The 18786-nt window shown below is 67.4% G+C and carries 15 protein-coding genes; 6 read left to right on the forward strand and 9 right to left on the reverse strand.

What is annotated here, in order from left to right; translation table 11 throughout:
• The first annotated feature begins 351 nt into the window (after positions 1–351).
• The 6 genes from QX051_RS28590 (at position 352) to QX051_RS28615 (ending at position 10794) form a co-directional block, all read left to right on the forward strand.
• Positions 352–657, forward strand: a complete 306-nt coding sequence (locus QX051_RS28590) for a PilZ domain-containing protein (protein ID WP_008963143.1) — start codon at positions 352–354, stop codon at positions 655–657.
• 156 nt (positions 658–813) lie between these two features.
• Entirely contained in the window at positions 814–1536 is a 723-nt protein-coding gene (locus QX051_RS28595) for a nucleotidyltransferase family protein (RefSeq protein ID WP_315778422.1), read from the forward strand.
• 1072 nt (positions 1537–2608) lie between these two features.
• Positions 2609–5755, forward strand: coding sequence for a double-strand break repair protein AddB (gene addB, locus QX051_RS28600; RefSeq protein ID WP_315778423.1), 3147 nt, complete (start codon positions 2609–2611; stop codon positions 5753–5755).
• Positions 5749–9222 carry a double-strand break repair helicase AddA gene (gene addA, locus QX051_RS28605; protein ID WP_315778424.1) on the forward strand — a complete coding sequence of 1158 codons (3474 nt, stop codon included), beginning with the start codon at positions 5749–5751 and terminating at the stop codon, positions 9220–9222. The genes addB and addA overlap by 7 nt, the downstream gene beginning before the upstream one ends.
• 98 nt (positions 9223–9320) lie before the next feature.
• Positions 9321–9641, forward strand: coding sequence for a thioredoxin (gene trxA, locus QX051_RS28610; RefSeq protein WP_015663255.1), 321 nt, complete (start codon positions 9321–9323; stop codon positions 9639–9641).
• A gap of 142 nt (positions 9642–9783) precedes the next feature.
• Positions 9784–10794 carry an ATP-dependent DNA ligase gene (locus tag QX051_RS28615; protein WP_315778444.1) on the forward strand — a complete coding sequence of 337 codons (1011 nt, stop codon included), beginning with the start codon at positions 9784–9786 and terminating at the stop codon, positions 10792–10794.
• Between the two features lie 2 nt (positions 10795–10796).
• On the opposite strand, the gene QX051_RS28620 is transcribed toward QX051_RS28615, so the two are convergent.
• From QX051_RS28620 to sppA, 9 genes are all read right to left on the reverse strand, one after another.
• Positions 10797–11537, reverse strand: coding sequence for a metallophosphoesterase family protein (locus QX051_RS28620; protein WP_315778425.1), 741 nt, complete (start codon positions 11535–11537; stop codon positions 10797–10799).
• Between the two features lie 12 nt (positions 11538–11549).
• Entirely contained in the window at positions 11550–12890 is a 1341-nt protein-coding gene (locus QX051_RS28625) for a folylpolyglutamate synthase/dihydrofolate synthase family protein (protein ID WP_315778426.1), read from the reverse strand.
• On the reverse strand, positions 12887–13825 hold the full coding sequence (accD, locus tag QX051_RS28630; protein ID WP_315741229.1) for an acetyl-CoA carboxylase, carboxyltransferase subunit beta: 939 nt from the start codon (positions 13823–13825) through the stop codon (positions 12887–12889). The genes QX051_RS28625 and accD overlap by 4 nt, the downstream gene beginning before the upstream one ends.
• Before the next feature lie 94 nt (positions 13826–13919).
• Positions 13920–14756 carry a tryptophan synthase subunit alpha gene (trpA, locus tag QX051_RS28635; protein WP_315778427.1) on the reverse strand — a complete coding sequence of 279 codons (837 nt, stop codon included), beginning with the start codon at positions 14754–14756 and terminating at the stop codon, positions 13920–13922.
• On the reverse strand, positions 14753–15976 hold the full coding sequence (gene trpB, locus QX051_RS28640; protein ID WP_315778428.1) for a tryptophan synthase subunit beta: 1224 nt from the start codon (positions 15974–15976) through the stop codon (positions 14753–14755). The genes trpA and trpB overlap by 4 nt, the downstream gene beginning before the upstream one ends.
• Entirely contained in the window at positions 15973–16632 is a 660-nt protein-coding gene (locus QX051_RS28645; protein WP_315778429.1) for a phosphoribosylanthranilate isomerase, read from the reverse strand. The genes trpB and QX051_RS28645 overlap by 4 nt, the downstream gene beginning before the upstream one ends.
• A 77-nt stretch (positions 16633–16709) precedes the next feature.
• Entirely contained in the window at positions 16710–17102 is a 393-nt protein-coding gene (locus tag QX051_RS28650) for a lipopolysaccharide assembly protein LapA domain-containing protein (protein ID WP_315778430.1), read from the reverse strand.
• A 77-nt stretch (positions 17103–17179) separates the two neighbouring features.
• On the reverse strand, positions 17180–17497 hold the full coding sequence (locus QX051_RS28655; RefSeq protein WP_315716888.1) for an integration host factor subunit beta: 318 nt from the start codon (positions 17495–17497) through the stop codon (positions 17180–17182).
• Positions 17498–17666: 169 nt separating this feature from the next.
• On the reverse strand, positions 17667–18647 hold the full coding sequence (gene sppA, locus QX051_RS28660) for a signal peptide peptidase SppA (protein ID WP_315741234.1): 981 nt from the start codon (positions 18645–18647) through the stop codon (positions 17667–17669).
• Between the last annotated feature and the right edge of the window lie 139 nt (positions 18648–18786).

Below are 18786 nucleotides of genomic sequence, written 5' to 3' on the forward strand. Positions count from 1 at the left end.
CAACACAGCAGTGATCGAATAGTGTCAGGGATCAGCCCGGTCCAAAATGTCAGGGATCAACCCGGTCGGTCAGGGCGAGACTCAAAGTGACGAGCGCAGACCTCTAGCCATCAGCGGCAATCATGACCGCCGGCGGCTGTCAGCTGCCGGTCCGAGTAAACCAACAAATTCAGCATCCGTGGCCCCCCCCACCCCCAACCCCTCCCCGCAAGGGGGAGGGGAGCGGACCGCCGTTGTGGGAAGAGGACGCGCCAAAACCACCCACCCGCGTCGCTTTACCGGTTCTTAGCCATCCCCCCTTACCTTGCGCCCGCGGCGCCGGTTGCGCGCCGCGCATGAATGGAGGTTGCGATGGCAGAGCGGATGAAGGGCGAACGCGTCGTCTTCGAGCGCGGCATCCCGGCTTTCATGATGGGCATCGACGGCACCTGGCGGCGCAACTGCACCATTGAGGACGTCTCGGAGACCGGGGCGAAGCTGACGGTCGAGGGCTCGGTCGAAGGCCTGCACCTGAAGGAGTTCTTCCTGCTGTTGTCGTCGACCGGCTTGGCCTACCGGCGCTGCGAGCTGGCCTGGGTCAATGGCGACCAGATCGGCGTCACCTTCCTGAAGCAGGGCAAGAAGAAGACCAACAAGCGCGCCACAGCGGAGGCCTGACGGCGCACCGGGAGACACCTGCGGCATCCTGCATCGGGACGACGGCGCCGCCGTCGCACATTCGTCATCGCGCCGGGCTATCGCAACCGACCGAGACGATAGATGTTTTTGCGTGGTATGATTCGTGCGTACCACCTTTGATCGAGATTGCCTGAGATGCCCGTCAAGCCGCACAAAGCCATGGTCCTCGCCGCCGGTCTCGGATTGCGCATGCGCCCACTGACGGAGACGATGCCCAAACCGCTGGTGCGCGTCGCCGGCCGCCCGCTGCTCGACCATGTGCTCGACCGCCTCGCCGAAGCCGGGGTCACCGAAGCCGTCGTCAATGTCCACTATCTCGCCGACCAGATCATCGCGCACACGGCCGCGCGCAGCACGCCCCGCGTGATCATCTCCGACGAGCGCGACCAGGTGCTCGGCACCGGCGGCGGCGTCGTCAAGGCGCTGCCGCTGCTCGGCCACGAGCCGTTCTTCCACGTCAACTCCGACACGATGTGGATCGAGGGCGTGCGCCAGAACCTCTCGCGTCTCGCCGACGCGTTCGATCCGGAGCGCATGGACATCATGCTGCTGATGGCGCCGACCGCGACCTCGATCGGCTACGCGGGTCAAGGCGACTACGCGATGCTCGCCGACGGTACCTTGCGCAAGCGCCGGGAGCATCAGGTGGTGCCGTTCGTCTATGCGGGAGCGGCCATCATCTCGCCCGCGATCTTCGATGGCGCGCCGTCGGGCGAGTTCTCGCTGACGAAGATGTTCGACAAGGCGAACGAGCAGGACCGCCTGTTCGGCCTCCGCCTCGAAGGCGTGTGGATGCATGTCGGCACGCCGGCCGCGGTGGCGGAAGCGGAAGAGGCTCTGATGGAGAGTGCGGCGTAGCGGACTGCCCGACGGGCGAATCAAGTCGGTGCATTGCGCGATTTGCTCCGCCTCGTCGGCGCCGACCCTGCGCTGGCATCGCTCAAGTTATCTGCGTCGAGAAACTATTTTCGTCCGCACATTCAACCCGATCCCGCTCGTCGCATTCGACGCGCACAAAATTCTTCTTTCGCTTTTACAGAATTCGTGTTCTCTCATGCGCATCCCGCCTCGTTGCGAGGGGCGTATCGCGGTCGTCACGAACGTTGAGCGCGGGATGCGATGGCCTGTCAGGACCGCAGCGTGCTCATGCGCGCCGACGAACGGTTTTGGCAGGACGGCGAAATCGTAAGGTCCCGGCATCCCGATGCTGATGCCAAGCTCGCGCCGCTGCTGACGCCGCGCGCGGGCGACGGTGGCTACAAGCCGGCACACCGAGGAGAGGACGTATAAGCCGTCAACCCATCGCGCAGGGAAGGCCGGGTCGTTCCGGCTGAACCTGTGGTTCCTGCCCCGTGCACTCTTTCACGCACGGGGGCCACGGGCCTCAGCCGAGGCCCGGCCTTCCCTGCGCCCTTGCTTCGGATGAGGGCGAACGATTTGCATCACTCGGGCGCGACGGCGTCGCGGGAATGAGGACGCATGAGGCGCGGTCGGTGGCCTGCCTAAGATGGCGAATCGGGCGAAACTGCTTCCTCATATTCAGTGTCGTCCCGGCCAAGCCCTGGCATCGCGCAGCGAGGCCAGGGCTTGGCCGGGACCCATATCCACAGGGGGGCGTGTTGCGTAGGCTAGCCATGACCATCGCGCCACAAACATCAGCCTGGGGCTATGGATCCCGGGTCGGCGCCTCCGACAGCGCTGACGCGCCGTCAGAGGCTTGCCCGGGACGACGGCGAATATGCGGAGGTCGCGTGATCACCTCACTTCATCCGAGTGGCGAACGTCATCCCGGACCGCCGCTTCACGCCGCGAACTGCCCCACCCGCAAGTTCTAGGCAGCCGCACCTGTCAACACCCATCCACACCCCCGATATGACCTGCGGCCGATCGCTCCCTATATAGACGCCTCGAGCAACCCGAATCGCAGGCCATGCGCGTCTTCACCGTTCCCATCTCGGCGCCGTTCCTGCGCAGCGTGATCGCGGCGCTGGTCGACGGCCGGCTGGTCGACGGCTTCGAGGCGCGCAGCGATCCCGCCCGGCTCGCGACCGCGACGCTGTATCTGCCGACGCGGCGCTCCCTGCGGGTGGCGCGCGAGATGTTCCTCGACGAGCTGAAGACCGATGCCGCGGTGCTGCCGCGGCTCGTGGCGCTCGGCGACATCGACGAGGACGAGCTCGCCTTCGCGGAGGATCGCGACGCGTTCCTCGGGCCGGCGCCGCTGGAGATTCCGGAACGGCTCGACGACCTGCAGCGCCGGCTCACCTTGGCGCGGCTGGTCGCGGCCTGGGCCAAGACGCCGGTCTCGGCGCCGCTGGTGATCGGCGGCCCGGCCTCGACGCTGGCCCTGGCCGGCGACCTGGCGCGGCTGATCGACGACATGGTGACGCGCGGCGTGTCCTGGGATGCGCTCGATGCGCTGGTGCCGGATCAGCTCGACAAATACTGGCAGTATTCGCTCGAGTTCCTGCGCATCGCGCGGACCGCGTGGCCTGCCTATCTGCAGGAGATCGAGCGCATCGAGCCGGCGGCGCGGCGCGATCTGCTGATCGCGGCCGAAGCGGCGCGGCTGTCGGCGCATCCCGATGGTCCCGTCATTGCCGCAGGCTCCACCGGCTCGATGCCGGCCACGGCAAAATTCCTGCTCGCCGTCGCCAAGCTGCCGCATGGTGCTGTCGTGCTGCCGGGGCTCGACACCGATCTCGACGAAGCCGCGTGGAGTTCGATCGGCGGCAGCAAAGATCGCGGCGGCCGCGTGCTGACGCCACCTGCCGTCAACCATCCGCAATATGCGATGCACCTGCTGCTCAAACGCTTCGGCCTGGAGCGGCGCGACGTGGTCCGTCTCGCCCCAACCGGCCGCGGCGGCCGCGAGGTGCTGATCTCAGAAGCGATGCGGCCGTCGGAAGCGACGGCGATGTGGCACGAGCGGCTGCGCCAGTTCGACATCGCCGCCAACATCGCCGAAGCAATGGACAATCTCGCTGTCGTCGCGGCCCCCAATCCGGAGATGGAGGCGCTGGCGATTGCGATCGCGATGCGCGAGGCGCGGCATCTCGGCAAGTCGGCCGCGCTGGTGACGCCGGACCGCGCGCTGGCGCGCCGCGTGATGGCGGCGCTGACGCGCTGGCATCTGACCTTCGACGATTCCGGCGGCGATGCGCTGTTGGAGACGTCAGCCGGCATCTTCGCGCGCCTCGCCGCCGAAGCCGCCGCGCGCGGACTGGAGCCGCCGACCTTGCTGGCGCTGCTCAAGCATCCGCTGTGCCGGCTCGGCCGCGCCGCGAATGGCTGGAGGAGTGCCATCGAGACGCTGGAGCTCGCCATGCTCCGCGGCACGCGGCCACAAGCCGGAAGCAGCGGGCTTGCGCGCGACTTCGCGCGCTTCCGCGACGAGCACACCAAGCTGCACCAGGGCGAAGCATCATCGCTGCACAAGGCCGAGCCGCGCGCGCGTCTCAGTCCCGAGCAGCTCGACCGCGCCGGCGGGCTGATCGCGCAATTGCAGACGGCCTTGGCGCCGCTCGAAAACCTCGCCTCGCCGCGCCCGCAGGATTTCGCCGAGCTCGCCGCGCGGCATCGCGAGGTGCTGATCGCGTTGTCGACCGACGATGTCGGTCTCAGCACCGCCTTCACCGATCGCGACGGCGCCGCGCTGTCGCGCTGCTTCGACGACCTGCTCGCGTCCGGCGAGCGCTGCGGCCTGATGGCGCCGCTGTCGGACTATCCGGATCTGTTCCATACCGCCTTCTCCGATCGGGCGGTGCGCCGGCCCGAGCGCCACGGTGCGCAGCTGCAGATCTACGGTCCGCTCGAAGCGCGACTGATGCAGGCCGACCGCATGATCGTCGGCGGCCTGATCGAGGGCATATGGCCGCCGGCGCCGCGCATCGATCCCTGGCTCAGCCGCCCGATGCGGCATCAGCTCGGCCTCGACCTGCCGGAGCGCCGCATCGGACTATCAGCACACGATTTCGCACAACTGCTCGGCGCGCCCGAGGTGATCCTGACGCACGCCGCAAAGTCGGGCGGCGCGCCGGCCGTGGCCTCGCGCTTCCTGCACCGTCTCGAAGCCGTCGCCGGCGCCGAGCGCTGGAAGGCGGCGACCGCGCGCGGCGAGACTTACGTCCGCTATGCCGAGGTGCTCGACCAGCCGGCTGCGGTGAAGCCGGTCGAACAGCCGGCGCCGAAGCCGCCGCTGGCAGCACGGCCGCTGCGCATGTCGGTGACCGCCATCGAGGACTGGCTGCGCGATCCCTACACCATCTTCGCGCGCTACATCCTGCGGCTCGATCCGCTCGATCCTGTCGACATGCCACTGTCGGCGGCTGATCGCGGCTCGGCGATTCACGAGGCGATCGGCGAGTTCACGCAGACTTATGCTGATGCCCTGCCGCTGCATCCGGCGCATGCGCTGCGCGTCATCGGCGAGAAACACTTTGCGCCGCTGATGGAGCGGCCCGAGGCGCGGGCATTGTGGTGGCCGCGTTTCCAGCGCATCGCCGGCTGGTTCGCGGCGTGGGAGACCGCGCGGCGCGCGCAGATCGGCGCCATCACCGCGGAGATCCGCGGCGAGATCGGCATTCCCTTGGATCAGGGCCGCACCTTCATCCTGTCGGCGCGCGCCGACCGCATCGAACAGCGTGCCGAGGGCACCTACGCCATTCTCGACTACAAGACTGGCCAGCCGCCGACGGCCAAGCAGGTGCGCATGGGGCTGTCGCCGCAGCTCACACTCGAAGCCGCGATCCTGCGCGAAGGCGGCTTCGAGGGCATCCCGGCCGGCAGCATGATCAGTCAGCTCGTTTATGTCAGGCTGTCCGGCAACAATCCGCCAGGCGAAGAGCGCATCCTCGAGCTGAAGATCAACAAGAGCGACACGCCGCAGCACCCGGACCAGGCCGCGCAGGAGGCGCGCGCCAAGCTCGAAGCGCTGATCCGCAGCTTCGAGGATGTCAATCAAGGCTACACCTCGCTGAACCTGTCGATGTGGGCGAACCGCTACGGCAGCTATGACGACCTCGCCCGCATCAAGGAATGGTCGGCGGCCGGCGGACTGGGAGTCGAAGAATGGTGAAGGCGCCCCGCCCCATTCCGCAGGCCGTGCGCGAGGCGCAGACGCGCGCGTCGAATCCGGCGGCGTCGGCCTTCGTGTCGGCGAATGCCGGCTCGGGCAAGACGCATGTGCTGGTGCAACGCGTGATCCGGCTGCTGCTCGACGGCGTGCCGCCGGAGAAGATCCTCTGCATCACCTTCACCAAGGCCGCCGCCGCCAACATGGCCGAGCGCGTGTTCTCGACGCTCGGCCATTGGGTGACGCTCGACGACGACGCGCTCGACAGCGCGATCCAATCCACCGGCATCCCAAACCCCGACAAGAAGCTGCGGGCGTCGGCGCGAAAGCTGTTCGCCAGCGCGCTGGAGACGCCGGGCGGGCTGAAGGTGCAGACCATTCACGCGCTGTGCACGCGGCTGCTGCAACAGTTCCCGTTCGAAGCCAACGTGCCGGCGCGGTTCTCGGTGCTCGACGAGCGCGACCAGACCGAGATGATGGAGCGCGCCAATCTCAAGGTGCTGCTCGACGCCGCGCGGGCGCCCAACAGCGCGGTCGGCCGCGCGCTGCAGGTGGCGATGGCCAATGCGGCGGACTCGACCTTCAAGGATGTCGTGCGCGACGCCTGTCTCAGCCGCGATCATTTCATGGCCTGGACCGATGGCGCCGGGCGCGTCGAGGTCGCGGCGCAACAGCTCGGCGAGGTGCTCGGCATCAGCGCCGACGAGACGCTGGAAGCCATCGAGCGCGACATTGTCGACGGCCCCAATCTGCCACTGAGGGATTGGACCGACATCGCCGGCCGGCTCGACGGCGGCGCCAAGACCGACCAGAAGCAGGCCGAGCAGTTGCGCGCGGCGCTGGCGTTCTCGGGCGCCGATCAGGTCGATGAATATCTCCGCGTATTCCTGACCGAGGACAAGGAGCCGCGGAAGTCCCTGCTCACCAAGAAGTTCGCCGACGCCAAACCCGGCATCGCCGGCCTGTTCGAATCGGAAGCGCGCCGGCTCGATCGCCTGATCGAGAAGCGCCGCGCGGCAGTCGTGCGCGACCGCACCGAGGCGCTGCTGCAGATCGCGACCGCGGCGGCTGCGAACTATCGCCGCGAGAAGGAGGAACGCGGTCTGCTCGATTATGACGACCTGATCGACAAGACGCTGGCGATGCTGAACCGCGTCTCGGCGGGCTGGGTGCACTACAAGCTCGACCGCGGCGTCGATCACGTGCTGATCGACGAGGCGCAGGACACGAGCCCACGGCAATGGGACATCGTCGCCCACATCATCGAAGAGTTCACCGCCGGCGCCGGCGCGCGCGACGGACTCACGCGCACGATCTTCGCGGTGGGCGACGAGAAGCAGTCGATCTTCTCGTTCCAGGGCGCCGACCCGCACGAGTTCGACGCACGCCGGCGCCAGTTGCAGAAGCGCTTCACCGATGCCGGGCTGCTGTTCGACCCGGTGTCCTTCACCTATTCGTTCCGCTCCGGGCCGACAGTGCTGCACGCGGTCGACCACGTGTTCCGCGAGCGCGACGTCTACAGCAGCATTCACTCGCCCGACATCGGCCATCCCATCCACAACGCGCTGACCGATGCCGGACCGAGCATGGTCGAGCTGTGGAGCCTGTGCGAGCGCGACGACCGCAAGGAGATCGAGGGCTGGCGCGCGCCGTTCGACGGCGTCTCCGTCACCAGCCCCGAGGTCAAGCTTTCCAGGCGCATCCAGGCCGAGATCAAGCGGCTGATTTCGACGGGCACGATGACCGGCCATGACGGCGCGCGACGGCGGCTGAGCTATGGCGACATGCTGATCCTGGTACGCCGGCGCGGCAACGCGTTCGATGCTGTCATCCAGGCGCTCAAGCACGCCGGCATCCCCGTGGCCGGCGCCGACCGGCTCAAGTTGACCGAGCACATCGCCATCATCGACCTGATGAACCTCGCCGACGCGCTGCTGCTACCGCAGGACGATCTGGCGCTGGCGACCGCGCTGAAGAGCCCGTTGTTCGGGCTCGACGACGACGATCTGTTCAAGCTCGCCTGGCAGCGCCGCGGGTCGTTGCGCGAGGCGCTCGCCGCGCATGCAGCCGACGACGAGCGGCTGCAGGCGGTCGTACGGCGCTTGCAACAATGTGAGCGCCGCGCCGCGGAGGACACGCCGTTCGCCTTCTATGCCTGGCTGCTCGGCGGCGATGGCGGCCGGCGACGCGTCCTGGCGCGGCTGGGTCACGAGGCCAATGACGCCCTCGACGAATTCCTCGAGCTCGCGCTGTCCTACGAGCGCAAGGCGCCGGCCTCGCTGCAGGGCTTCGTCGCCTGGCTGCGCGCCGCCGACACCGAGGTGAAGCGCGACATGGAGATCTCGCGCGACGAGATCAGGGTGATGACCGTGCACGGCGCCAAGGGCCTCGAGGCGTCCGTCGTCTTCCTGGTCGACACCACCTCGTCGCCAGCGGATTCGCAGCGGCTGCGGCTGATCCACGTGCCGCATGGCGAGCAGGAGATCGTGGTCTGGGCCGGCCGCAAGGCCGACGATCCGCAGCCCGTCGCGGCGGCACGCGTGGCAATGCTCAAGGAGACCGAGGACGAATATCGCCGGCTGCTCTATGTCGCGATGACACGCGCCGCGGATCGGCTGGTCATCGGCGGCTGCATGCCGGGCAACATGAACAATGTCCGCGGCGGCAGCTGGTACGACTTGATGGCCCGCGGGCTCGATGCCGCGGAGCTGCAGGTCGAGGTGATCGAAACCGAAGACGGACCGGTCAAGCGCTATGCGCGGGCCGAGGACATCGCGGAAACCGCTGCTGACGAAACGCGACGCATGGTGGAGACGGCCGTCGAGCTGCCGGCGTGGCTGCGTACGGCGGCGGCGGAGGCGCCCGGCGAGGTCGCCGTGCTCAGGCCGTCCGATCCATCCGCCGACGAGCGGCCGGTGCGCACGGGCGAATCGCTGGCGGCGCGCAGTCTTGCGATGCAGCGCGGCACGCTGGTGCATCGCCTGCTGCAGTCGCTGCCCGACGTGCTGCCGGAGCGGCGCCGCGACGCCGCGCTGCGATATCTGGTTCGCAATGCCGCCGACTGGCCGGACGACGAGCGCGCGGGTCTCGCGGAACGCGTGCTCGCCGTCATCGAAGACCCGCGCTTTGCCGCGGTGTTCGCAGCCGGGAGCCGGGCGGAAGTCTCGATCGTGGGCCGCCTCGCACTGGCCGGCCAGCCGCTGGCGCTGGTCTCCGGCCAGATCGACCGACTGGTGGTGACCGAGGCCGAGGTGCTGATCGTCGACTTCAAGACCAACCAGCAGCCGCCCGCGGAGCTGGCCGAGGTGCCCCCAGCCTATGTCCGGCAGCTCGCGCTGTACCGCGCCGTGCTCAGCCAATTGTACCCCGGGCGCGCCGTCCGGGCCGCCCTGCTCTGGACCGAAGCCGCTGAATTCATGGAGCTTCCGGCCTCCGCGCTGGACGCCATGCTGCCATCCCAGCACGTCTGAGTGAGCCCGCTTGACCCGGCATCACGCCATTCCTACTTTGACACCCACGCTGAGGCGGCGCGTCCGCGCCGCTCCCTCCAACCGAACGAGGTAATCCCATGGCCGTTGGCAAGGTTTCCGACGCCGATTTCGAAAGCGAAGTGCTCAAGGCCGACGGCCCGGTCGTGGTCGACTTCTGGGCCGAGTGGTGCGGCCCGTGCCGCATGATCGCGCCGGCCCTCGACGAGATCTCGAGCGCGATGGGCGACAAGGTCAAGATCGTGAAGCTGAACGTCGACGAGAGCCCGAAGACGGCCTCGAAGTACGGCGTGATGTCGATCCCGACCCTGATGGTGTTCAAGGGCGGCGAGATGGCCTCGCGCCAGGTCGGCGCCGCGCCGAAGGCGAAGCTGCAGCAGTGGATCTCGTCGGCGGTGTGACGCGTCGAGAACCATGATTTTTGTCGAGCGGCCGGCGGAATCGCCGGCCGTTCGCGTTGAGGGGTGTGAGTCAGCGTTTTCGGATGTCGCCATGCCCGCCCGCGCCCATCGCTCGCCCTCCCGCAAATCCGGCCTGCTGGCCATGGAGGCGCGCTCGGTGGACGCAATCCCGCGCGGCGAGGACTGGCAATACGAGCCGAAATGGGACGGCTTCCGTTGCCTGCTGACGCGCGACGGCGCAACGGTGACGATGCAGTCGAAGGCCGGCGAGGACCTCGCGCGCTACTTCCCGGAGATTGTCGCCGCTGCGCGCGAGCTGAAGGCGACCAGCTTCACACTCGACGGCGAGCTGGTGGTGCCGCAGGCGAAGTCGTTCTCGTTCGATGCATTGCTGCAGCGGATTCATCCCGCCGCCAGCCGGGTGAAGAAGCTATCGGTGGAGACGCCGGCGCTGTTCCTGGCCTTCGATCTGCTGGCGAGTGGCAAGAAGGAGCTAGTGACGCACACGCTGCACGAGCGGCGGCCGGCGCTGGAAGCGTTCGCGAAGGCGAACTTCGCCGGACATCCGAGTTTCCGGCTGTCGCCGGCGACGAGGCGCTTCGCGACCGCGCAAAGCTGGCTGGCGCAGTCCGGCGGCGGCTCGGATGGCGTGATCGCCAAGCGCCTCGACCTGCCCTACCAGGCCGGCAACCGCGAGGGCATGCAGAAGATCAAGCGCTATCGCACAGCCGATTGCGTGATCGGCGGCTTCCGCTACGCCACCAACAAGGGCGCCAACGGGCGCAAGCTGGTCGGCTCGCTGCTGCTCGGGCTCTACGACGATGACGGCCTGCTGCACCACGTCGGCTTCACCTCCGCGCTCAAGAAGGAGGAGAAGCCCGCGCTGACCGACAAGCTCGAGCCGCTGATCTCGCCGCCCGGCTTCACCGGCAATGCGCCGGGCGGGCCGAGCCGGTGGTCGACCGAGCGCTCGGCGGAATGGTGTCCGCTGAAGCCGAAGCTGGTGATCGAGGTCTGCTACGATCATTTCTCCGGCGAGCGCTTTCGCCACGGCACCTCGATCCTGCGCTGGCGCCCCGACAAGTCGCCGCGGCAATGCACCTTCGAGCAGCTCAGGCAGAAGGTTGCTGATCCCTTGAAGCTGCTCGCGTGAGGTCAGCGGATCCAGCCGGTCGCGAGCGCAGCGGCGAATTCGCCGTCGCCATTGGCGCGCGCGAGCGCGGCCATGGCCTGGTGATCATAGGGCACGTGGCGGAAGGTCACGCTCCAGCCGGCCGACCGCTGCTCCAGGATCGCGTAGCGCGCATCGGGCGTGCCCGCTTCGACGACATGCGGATACGGCACGTCGTAGGAATAGCCGGGACTGCCGACGCTGCCGGGATTGACGATCAGCCGCCCGTCGCGCAGGCGCACCGCGCGGGCCGTGTGCGTATGGCCGCACAGGATCAGCGGCTGCGAGATATCAGCGGCAAGTTTCTCGATCGCATCGAGCGGCGCGCAAGTGATCGCACCGTCCTGAGCGACGCTCTCGAGCCAGTAGACGTTATCGTCGTCGGGCGTCGCGTGACAAAGGAAGGCCTGGTCCCGATAGACGGCGGTTGCCGGGATCGCGCGCAGCCAGTCGAGATGATCAGCTTCGAGCTGGGCGTAGGCGGGTCGCTCCCAAGCCCCCATCTTCTCCGGCGGCCGATCGATCAGCCAGCGGTCATGATTGCCGCGCACATGCATCGCCTCGAGCGGCATCAGCAAGTCCATTGTCTTGCGCGCGTCGAGCGGACCACTGGCCATGTCGCCGAGGTTGACGATATCAGTCACGCCTTGCGCCCGGATGTCGGCCAGCACGGCTTCGAGCGCGAGATGGTTGCCGTGGACGTCTGCGATCGCGGCAAAGCGCATGCGCTATTCCCCTCAGGTCGGCGGCGTGCCGTTGAGGTCGAGCACGTGCCCTGCGAGATAGAGCGACCCCGTGATCAGGATACGCGGCGGGACCTCATAGGCAAGCCGCGCGATGCTGGCGAGCGCGGACGCGACGCCATCGGCGATCTCGACGCGCATGCCGAGCGTGCGCGCGGCGGCGGCCAGATCAGCCGGCGCCATCGCCTTGCTCTCATTGGGTATCGGCACGACGATGATGTGCCGCGTCAGGCCCGCGAAATTGGCGAGGAACGCCGCCGCATCCTTGTTGCCCATCATCCCGACGATCACGACGAGCTGCCGCGACACGCGTTCCTCGAGGTCGCCGATCGCCGCCGCAACGACGCGGCCGCCGTCCGCGTTGTGGCCGCCATCGAGCCAGATCTCCGCGCCCTGCGGGGCGATGGCGGTGAGCGCACCGCTCGACAGCCGCTGCATGCGTGCCGGCCATTCAGCGCCGACGATGCCGTCCTCGAACGCCTTGGTGGTGAGCTTGAACTGATCGACCGCGCGCAAGGTTGCGATCGCAAGGCCCGCATTGTCGAACTGATGCCGGCCGAACAGTTTTGGCGCCGGAAGATCAAGAAGACCACGGTCGTCCTGATAGACCAGCCGGTTGCGCTCGACACTGACGTGCCAGCTCTCGCCGGCGGCAAACAACGGCGCGCGCTGGCGCCTGGCCTCACGCTCGATCACGGCCATGGCATCGGGCTCCTGCGCGGCCGAGATCACCGGACAGCCGCGCTTGATGATGGCGGCCTTCTCGGCCGCGATCAGCGCGCGGGTGTCGCCGAGAAATTCCATGTGGTCCATGCCGATCGGGGTCAGCACCGACGCTGCGACCTGCTCGAGCACATTGGTGGAATCGAGCCGGCCACCGAGGCCGACCTCGAGCAGCACGACATCGGCCGGATGCTTCGCGAACAGCACGAACGCCGCGACGGTCTTGACCTCGAAGAAGGTGATCGGCGCGCCCGCATTGACACGCTCGCATTCCAGCAGCGCGGAGATCAGCTCCTCGTCGTCGACGAGGACGCCGCCGCCGACCTTGCCGAGCCGATAGCTCTCGTTGATGCGCACCAGCCAGGGCGAGGTGAAGACGTGGACGCGCAGGCCCGCCGCTTCGAGCATGGCACGGAGATAGGCGACAGTGGAGCCCTTGCCGTTGGTGCCGGCGACGTGGATCACCGGCGGCAGCTTGCGCTCGGGATGACCGAGCTGGCCGAGCAGCCGGTGCATGCGTTCGAGCCCGAGCGAAATCTTGCTCGGATGCAGCACGGACAGCCGCGCGATCAACTCGTCGAGCGAGGGCGGTGACTTGGCGAGATCGTTCACGCGGTCGGCGCGACCGCCGGCGCATCCGCCGCCTCAACGGCCTTCGCGGGCGGCGGCAGCTGCGGCGCGGGCTTGGCGTGTTCGACAGCCGGCGCCTTGGTCAGCAGGCGACACAGCCGCGCCAGGGTCGGGCGCAGGTCATGACGATGCACGACCATGTCGACCATGCCGTGGTCCAGGAGGTATTCAGCGCGCTGGAAACCTTCGGGCAGCTTCTCGCGAATGGTCTGCTCGATCACCCGGGCGCCGGCGAACCCGATCAGCGCGCCGGGCTCGGCGATGTGGACGTCGCCGAGCATCGCGTAGGACGCGGTGACGCCGCCGGTGGTCGGATTGGTCTGCACGACGATGTAGGGCAGCTTGGCCTCGCGCAGCATCTGCACGGCCACGGTCGTGCGCGGCATCTGCATCAAGGACAGGATGCCTTCCTGCATGCGCGCGCCACCGGAGGCCGCGAACACGATGAACGGCGACTTCTTCTCGACCGCGAGCTCGAGGCCACGCACGATCGCTTCGCCCGCGGCCATGCCGAGCGAGCCGCCCATGAAATCGAAATCCTGCACGGCGATGACAACGCCCATACCTTCGAGCTTGCCGAAGCCGACCTTGACCGCATCGTTCATGCCGGTCCGCGCCCGGGCATCCTTGATGCGGTCGGCATAGCGGCGCTCGTCACGGAATTTCAGCGGATCGGGCGTCACCTCGGGCAGGGCGACGTCGAACCAGGTCTCGTTGTCGAACATCGACTTCAGCCGCGCCACCGCGCCCATGCGCATGTGGTAGTTGGAGCCGGGAATGACGAACTGGTTGGCCTCGACGTCCTTGTAGAACACGAGCTGTCCGGAATCCGGGCACTTGATCCAGAGGTTCTCCGGCGTCTCGCGGCGCAGGATGTTGCGGATCTTCGGCCGGACCACGTTGGTAAGCCAGTTCATGTGTCGCTCCGTGTTGCGGTCGCCCGGATATATGGCGGGACGACGGGGTCACGGCAAGACGGCCGCGACGCCCGGTCGAATAGTGGTTGACGGCCTATTCCGCGGCCTGTTGCGCCCTGTGCACGCCCCTTGCCAGCGCAGCGGCCAGATCGGCGACGGCGCTCACCGTCTTGGCGGTCGCGCGTCCCTCGGCATCGAGGCTGGCGCGGAGCGCGTCGACCAGGGCGGTGCCGACCACGGCGCCGTCGGCATTGGCGGCGATGGCGCGGGCGGTCTCCGGTGTCCGGATGCCGAAGCCGACGCAGACAGGCAGCGCCGTATGCCGCTTGATCCGGGCCACGGCGGCACCGACGGCGGAGGAGTCCGCCGCCGCCGCGCCGGTAATGCCGGTGATCGAGACGTAGTAAACGAAGCCGGAGGTGTTCGCGAGCACGGCCGGCAGCCGCTTGTCATCGGTCGTCGGCGTCGCCAGCCGGATGAAATTCAGCCCGGCCTTCAGGGCGGGAATGCACAGCTCGCTGTCTTCCTCCGGCGGCAGGTCGACGATGATCAGGCCGTCGACGCCGGCGCTCTTCGCATCATCGAGGAACCTGTCGACGCCGTAGATGTAGATCGGGTTGTAGTAGCCCATCAGCACGATCGGCGTGTCAGCATCGCTCTCGCGGAAGCTGCGCACCAGTTGCAGCGTCTTCCTCAGGGTCATCCCCGCCTTGAGCGCGCGCAGACCCGCCGCCTGGATCGACGGACCATCGGCCATCGGATCGGTGAACGGCATGCCGATCTCGATGATATCGGCGCCCGCCTGCGGCAGCGCCTTGACGATGGCGAGCGATGTCTCGGGATCGGGATCACCACCCATGACGAAGGTGACGAACGCCGAGCGGCCTTCCTGCTTCAACTGCGCGAAGCGCGCATCCATCCGTCTGGTCACGATGCCTTCGCCCTTCCTCGCAGGATATCGCCGACCTGCGGCACGTCCTTGTCGCCGCGGCCGGACATGTTGACCACCATCAAGTGGTCTTTCGGCTTCTTCGGCGCGAGGTCCATGACCTTGGCGATCGCGTGCGCCGGCTCCAGCGCGGGAATGATGCCCTCGAGCCGCGACAGCAGCTGGAACGCCGCAAGCGCCTCCTCGTCGGTCGCCGACAAATAGTTCACGCGGCCGACGTCGTGCAGCCAGGAATGCTCTGGGCCGATGCCGGGGTAATCAAGACCGGCCGAGATCGAATGCGCCTCCTCGATCTGCCCGTCCTCGTCCATCAGCAGATAGGTTCGGTTGCCGTGCAGCACACCGGGGCGGCCGCCGGCGATCGAGGCGGCGTGCAGATGCGTCAGGCCGTGGCCCGCCGCTTCGACGCCATAGATCTCGACCGAGGGATCATCGAGGAACGGATGGAACAGGCCCATCGCATTGGAGCCGCCGCCGATGCAGGCAATCAGCGAGTCCGGCAGCCGGCCCTCGGCCTCCTGCATCTGCGTGCGCGTCTCGTTGCCGATCACCGACTGGAAGTCGCGCACCATCATCGGATAGGGGTGCGGGCCGGCGACGGTACCGATGCAATAAAACGTGTCGTGGACGTTGGTGACCCAGTCACGCAGCGCCTCGTTCATCGCGTCCTTCAGGGTCTTCGCACCGGACTGCACCGGCACCACTTTGGCGCCGAGCATCTCCATGCGGATCACGTTGGGCTGCTGCCGCTCGACGTCGACCGCGCCCATGTAGACGACGCAATCGAGACCGAAGCGCGCGCACAGCGTCGCCGTCGCCACGCCGTGCTGGCCGGCGCCGGTCTCGGCGATGATGCGCTTCTTGCCCATGCGGCGCGCGACCATGATCTGGCCGAGCACGTTGTTGACCTTGTGCGAGCCGGTGTGATTGAGCTCCTCGCGCTTGAAGTAGATCTTGGCGCCGCCGAGATGCTCGGTCAGGCGCTCTGCGTAGTACAGCGGCGAGGGCCGGCCCACGTAGTTCTTCAGATAGCCGTTCATCTCGGCATGAAACGCGGGATCGGCCTTGGCCTCCGCATAGGCCTTTTCCAGATCGAGGATCAGCGGCATCAGGGTTTCGGCGACGAAGCGGCCGCCGAAGATGCCGAAGTGACCGCGGTCGTCCGGACCGCTGCGGTAGGAATTGGGAATGGCTGTCGTCATTGAACGCTCAACTCTTCAGCGGCCCGCGCCGCGCGAATGAAATCCCGGATCATGTCGCAATCCTTCACGCCCGGCGCCCGCTCGACGCCCGATGACACGTCGACGCCGCCCGCGCAGGTGATCCGCACGGCCTCGGCGACGTTGTCGACGCTCAGGCCGCCAGAGACCATGAACGGGCGATCGAGCTTCAGGCCCTGTAGCAGACGCCAATCGAAGGTGGCACCGAGGCCGCCGGGGCGGGTCGCATCCTTGGGCGCCCGCGCATCGAACAGGATGCGATCGCACACATCGGCATAGCCCGCCAGCGGCACGAGATCGGCGGCGGTCGCGACCGGGATGGCCTTCATGACGGGCAGGCCGAAGCGCTGCTTGAGGTCACGGATGCGCGCGACGCTTTCACGTCCGTGCAGCTGCAAGAGATCGGGGTGCAGGGTCTCGACGATGTTCTCGACAGTCGTGTCGTCGGCATCGACGGTCAGCGCCACCTTGAGCGCGCGGCCCCTGACGTCACGACCCAGCTCACGCGCGGCCGTCAGACCGACATGGCGTGGGGACGGCGGAAAGAACACGAAGCCCACCATGTCGGCGCCCGCGTCGAGCGCCGCAGCGAGGGTGTCGGGCGTAGTCAGGCCGCAGATTTTGACGATCAGGGACATCGATGAACAACGCACGTCCGGGCGGAAGGGATCACCAGAAGCCCGCGGCTTCGAAGGCCGCCGAGCTTTGGCGCCTTCTACAACGCGGCGCCCTGCTTGTCTCGCCCATAAGGGGCGAAAAGCCGCGCCGGCGCAGCCGGAACCAGAGATTGCGCAGAGCCCTGTTTTGCACGCGCCGCGGCGCTCAACTGCGCCACCTGCGCGCGGGCCGCTTCGGCATCGGCCTGATGGCGGCGCGCGGCCCGCCGCCAGCGGCGCTGGCCGATCCAGGTGGCACAGCCACCCGCGATCACGCCCAGGATCGCGACGGCGATGATCAAGGCGAACAGCGGGACCGACGCCGCAAGCGCCGGATCAGTCGCGTTGAAGGGATCAAACGATACGGTAACGAAATGCCGATTGGCGACCGCGAAGATGACGAACAGCACCAGCAGCGGAAGGACGACCACGACAGTGAAGAATTTTCGCATGCGCTCGCTCGTGTCAGTCAGGCGGGATTCGCCTCGAAATCAGCCGCAGACGATTAGCACGGCCGGCGCGAGATGCTTCAATCGTCGGCGTCGTCAGCCGCGGCGCCGGCGGGATTGTCCCGGTTCAGCCGCTCGCGCATTTCCTTGCCCGTCTTGAAGAACGGGACGCTCTTCTGGTCCACCGGGACATGAGCTCCGGTCCGTGGGTTGCGCCCGGCGCGGGCCGGCCGATGCTTGACCGAGAAGGCGCCGAAGCCGCGCAGCTCGACGCGGTCACCGCGGGCGAGCGCCGCGACGATCTCATCGAGGATCGCATTAACGATGTTCTCGACATCCCGCTGGTAGAGATGCGGGTTGTGCTCGGCGATACGCTGAACAAGCTCGGATTTGATCATCGAGAAAATGTACCCGGGGAGACAAGTCCCATTTCCGTGAAAATATGCTGGACTGTCAAGACGCTAAATCATTCATCGCGGCCATGAATCGGGTTGCGAGGCCCGGTACGGGGCCTCGCCATGGCACACGCAAAACGGGAAGATCGCCCTGAGGATGGTCTTGGCGGGTTCAATTGCCCGGCGCGGGCGTCCAGAGCGCGAGCATGCCGTCGAGACCAATCCGATCGACCGCCTGGACCACGCCGGTGCGCTCGATCTGGCGGGCGATCCCGGAGAGGCCGACGGCATCGAGCGCGATCGAGGTCGCCGTTCGCAGGAAGGTCAGATCGCCGAACCGCGGCGTGAGCTTGTAGTCGCGCACCGGAAGGTCCTTCTTGACGTTCTTGTTGGCGACGAGCCACGCGACGGCGGCCTTCTCGTCGCCGAGCTCGTCGATGAGCTTCAGCTCGATCGCCTGCCTGCCGGTGAAGACGCGGCCGTCGGCCACCTTCTCCAACTGCTCATCGTTCATGGCGCGGCGGTCCTTCACCAGTCCGCGGAACCAGGCGTAGGAATCCTTGACCAGGGCGTCGAGCGCCGCGCGCGCTTCCGGGCTGGTCGGCTCGTAGCCGTTGGGGGCGGCCTTCAGCGGCGAGGATTTGACCTCCTCGATCTTCACGCCGACCGTCTTCAACAGCTCGCCGACATTCGGATACTGGAACAGCACGCCGATCGAGCCGACCAGCGAGCTCTGCTGCGCGACGATGTGATCGGCAGCGATCGCGCCGATATAGCCGCCGGAAGCCGCCAGGCCTTCCACGACGACGACCAGCGGCTTCTTCGCCTTCAATCGCACCAGCGAGTCGTAGAGCTGCTCGGAGCCGGCGGTGGTGCCGCCCGGCGAATTGATGTGAACGATGACGGCTTCCGCCGAGGAGTTCTCCAGCCGCTCCAGCGCCGCGACGCGCTCATGGTCGCTGCGGATCAGGCCCTCGATATTGACGCGGGCGATCGAGCCAGAGGTCGAGAGCGCGGTGCGGCCGCGCGGCGACATCGCCAGACCGATGGCGGAAAGAGCCGCAATCGCAATCAGCACCGCGACGACACGCCAGAACGTCAGCTTGCGGCGCAGCCTGCGGCGATCGACGATCACATCCGAATCAAGCGACATGGACAGCTCCTGGAAGTCTCGGCGCGTTTTGCATCCGCAGCCTGAATATCTCGTTATCCGATTACATCAATCGCGGCGCAATTTGAAGAAAGGAAGGCTTGCGGCGAAGCGGCCGGATGCCCGATCCGCCCGGAACAGA

The sequence above is a fragment of the Bradyrhizobium sp. SZCCHNR1053 genome (assembly GCF_032381235.1).
In the GTDB taxonomy this organism is placed as follows: domain Bacteria; phylum Pseudomonadota; class Alphaproteobacteria; order Rhizobiales; family Xanthobacteraceae; genus Bradyrhizobium.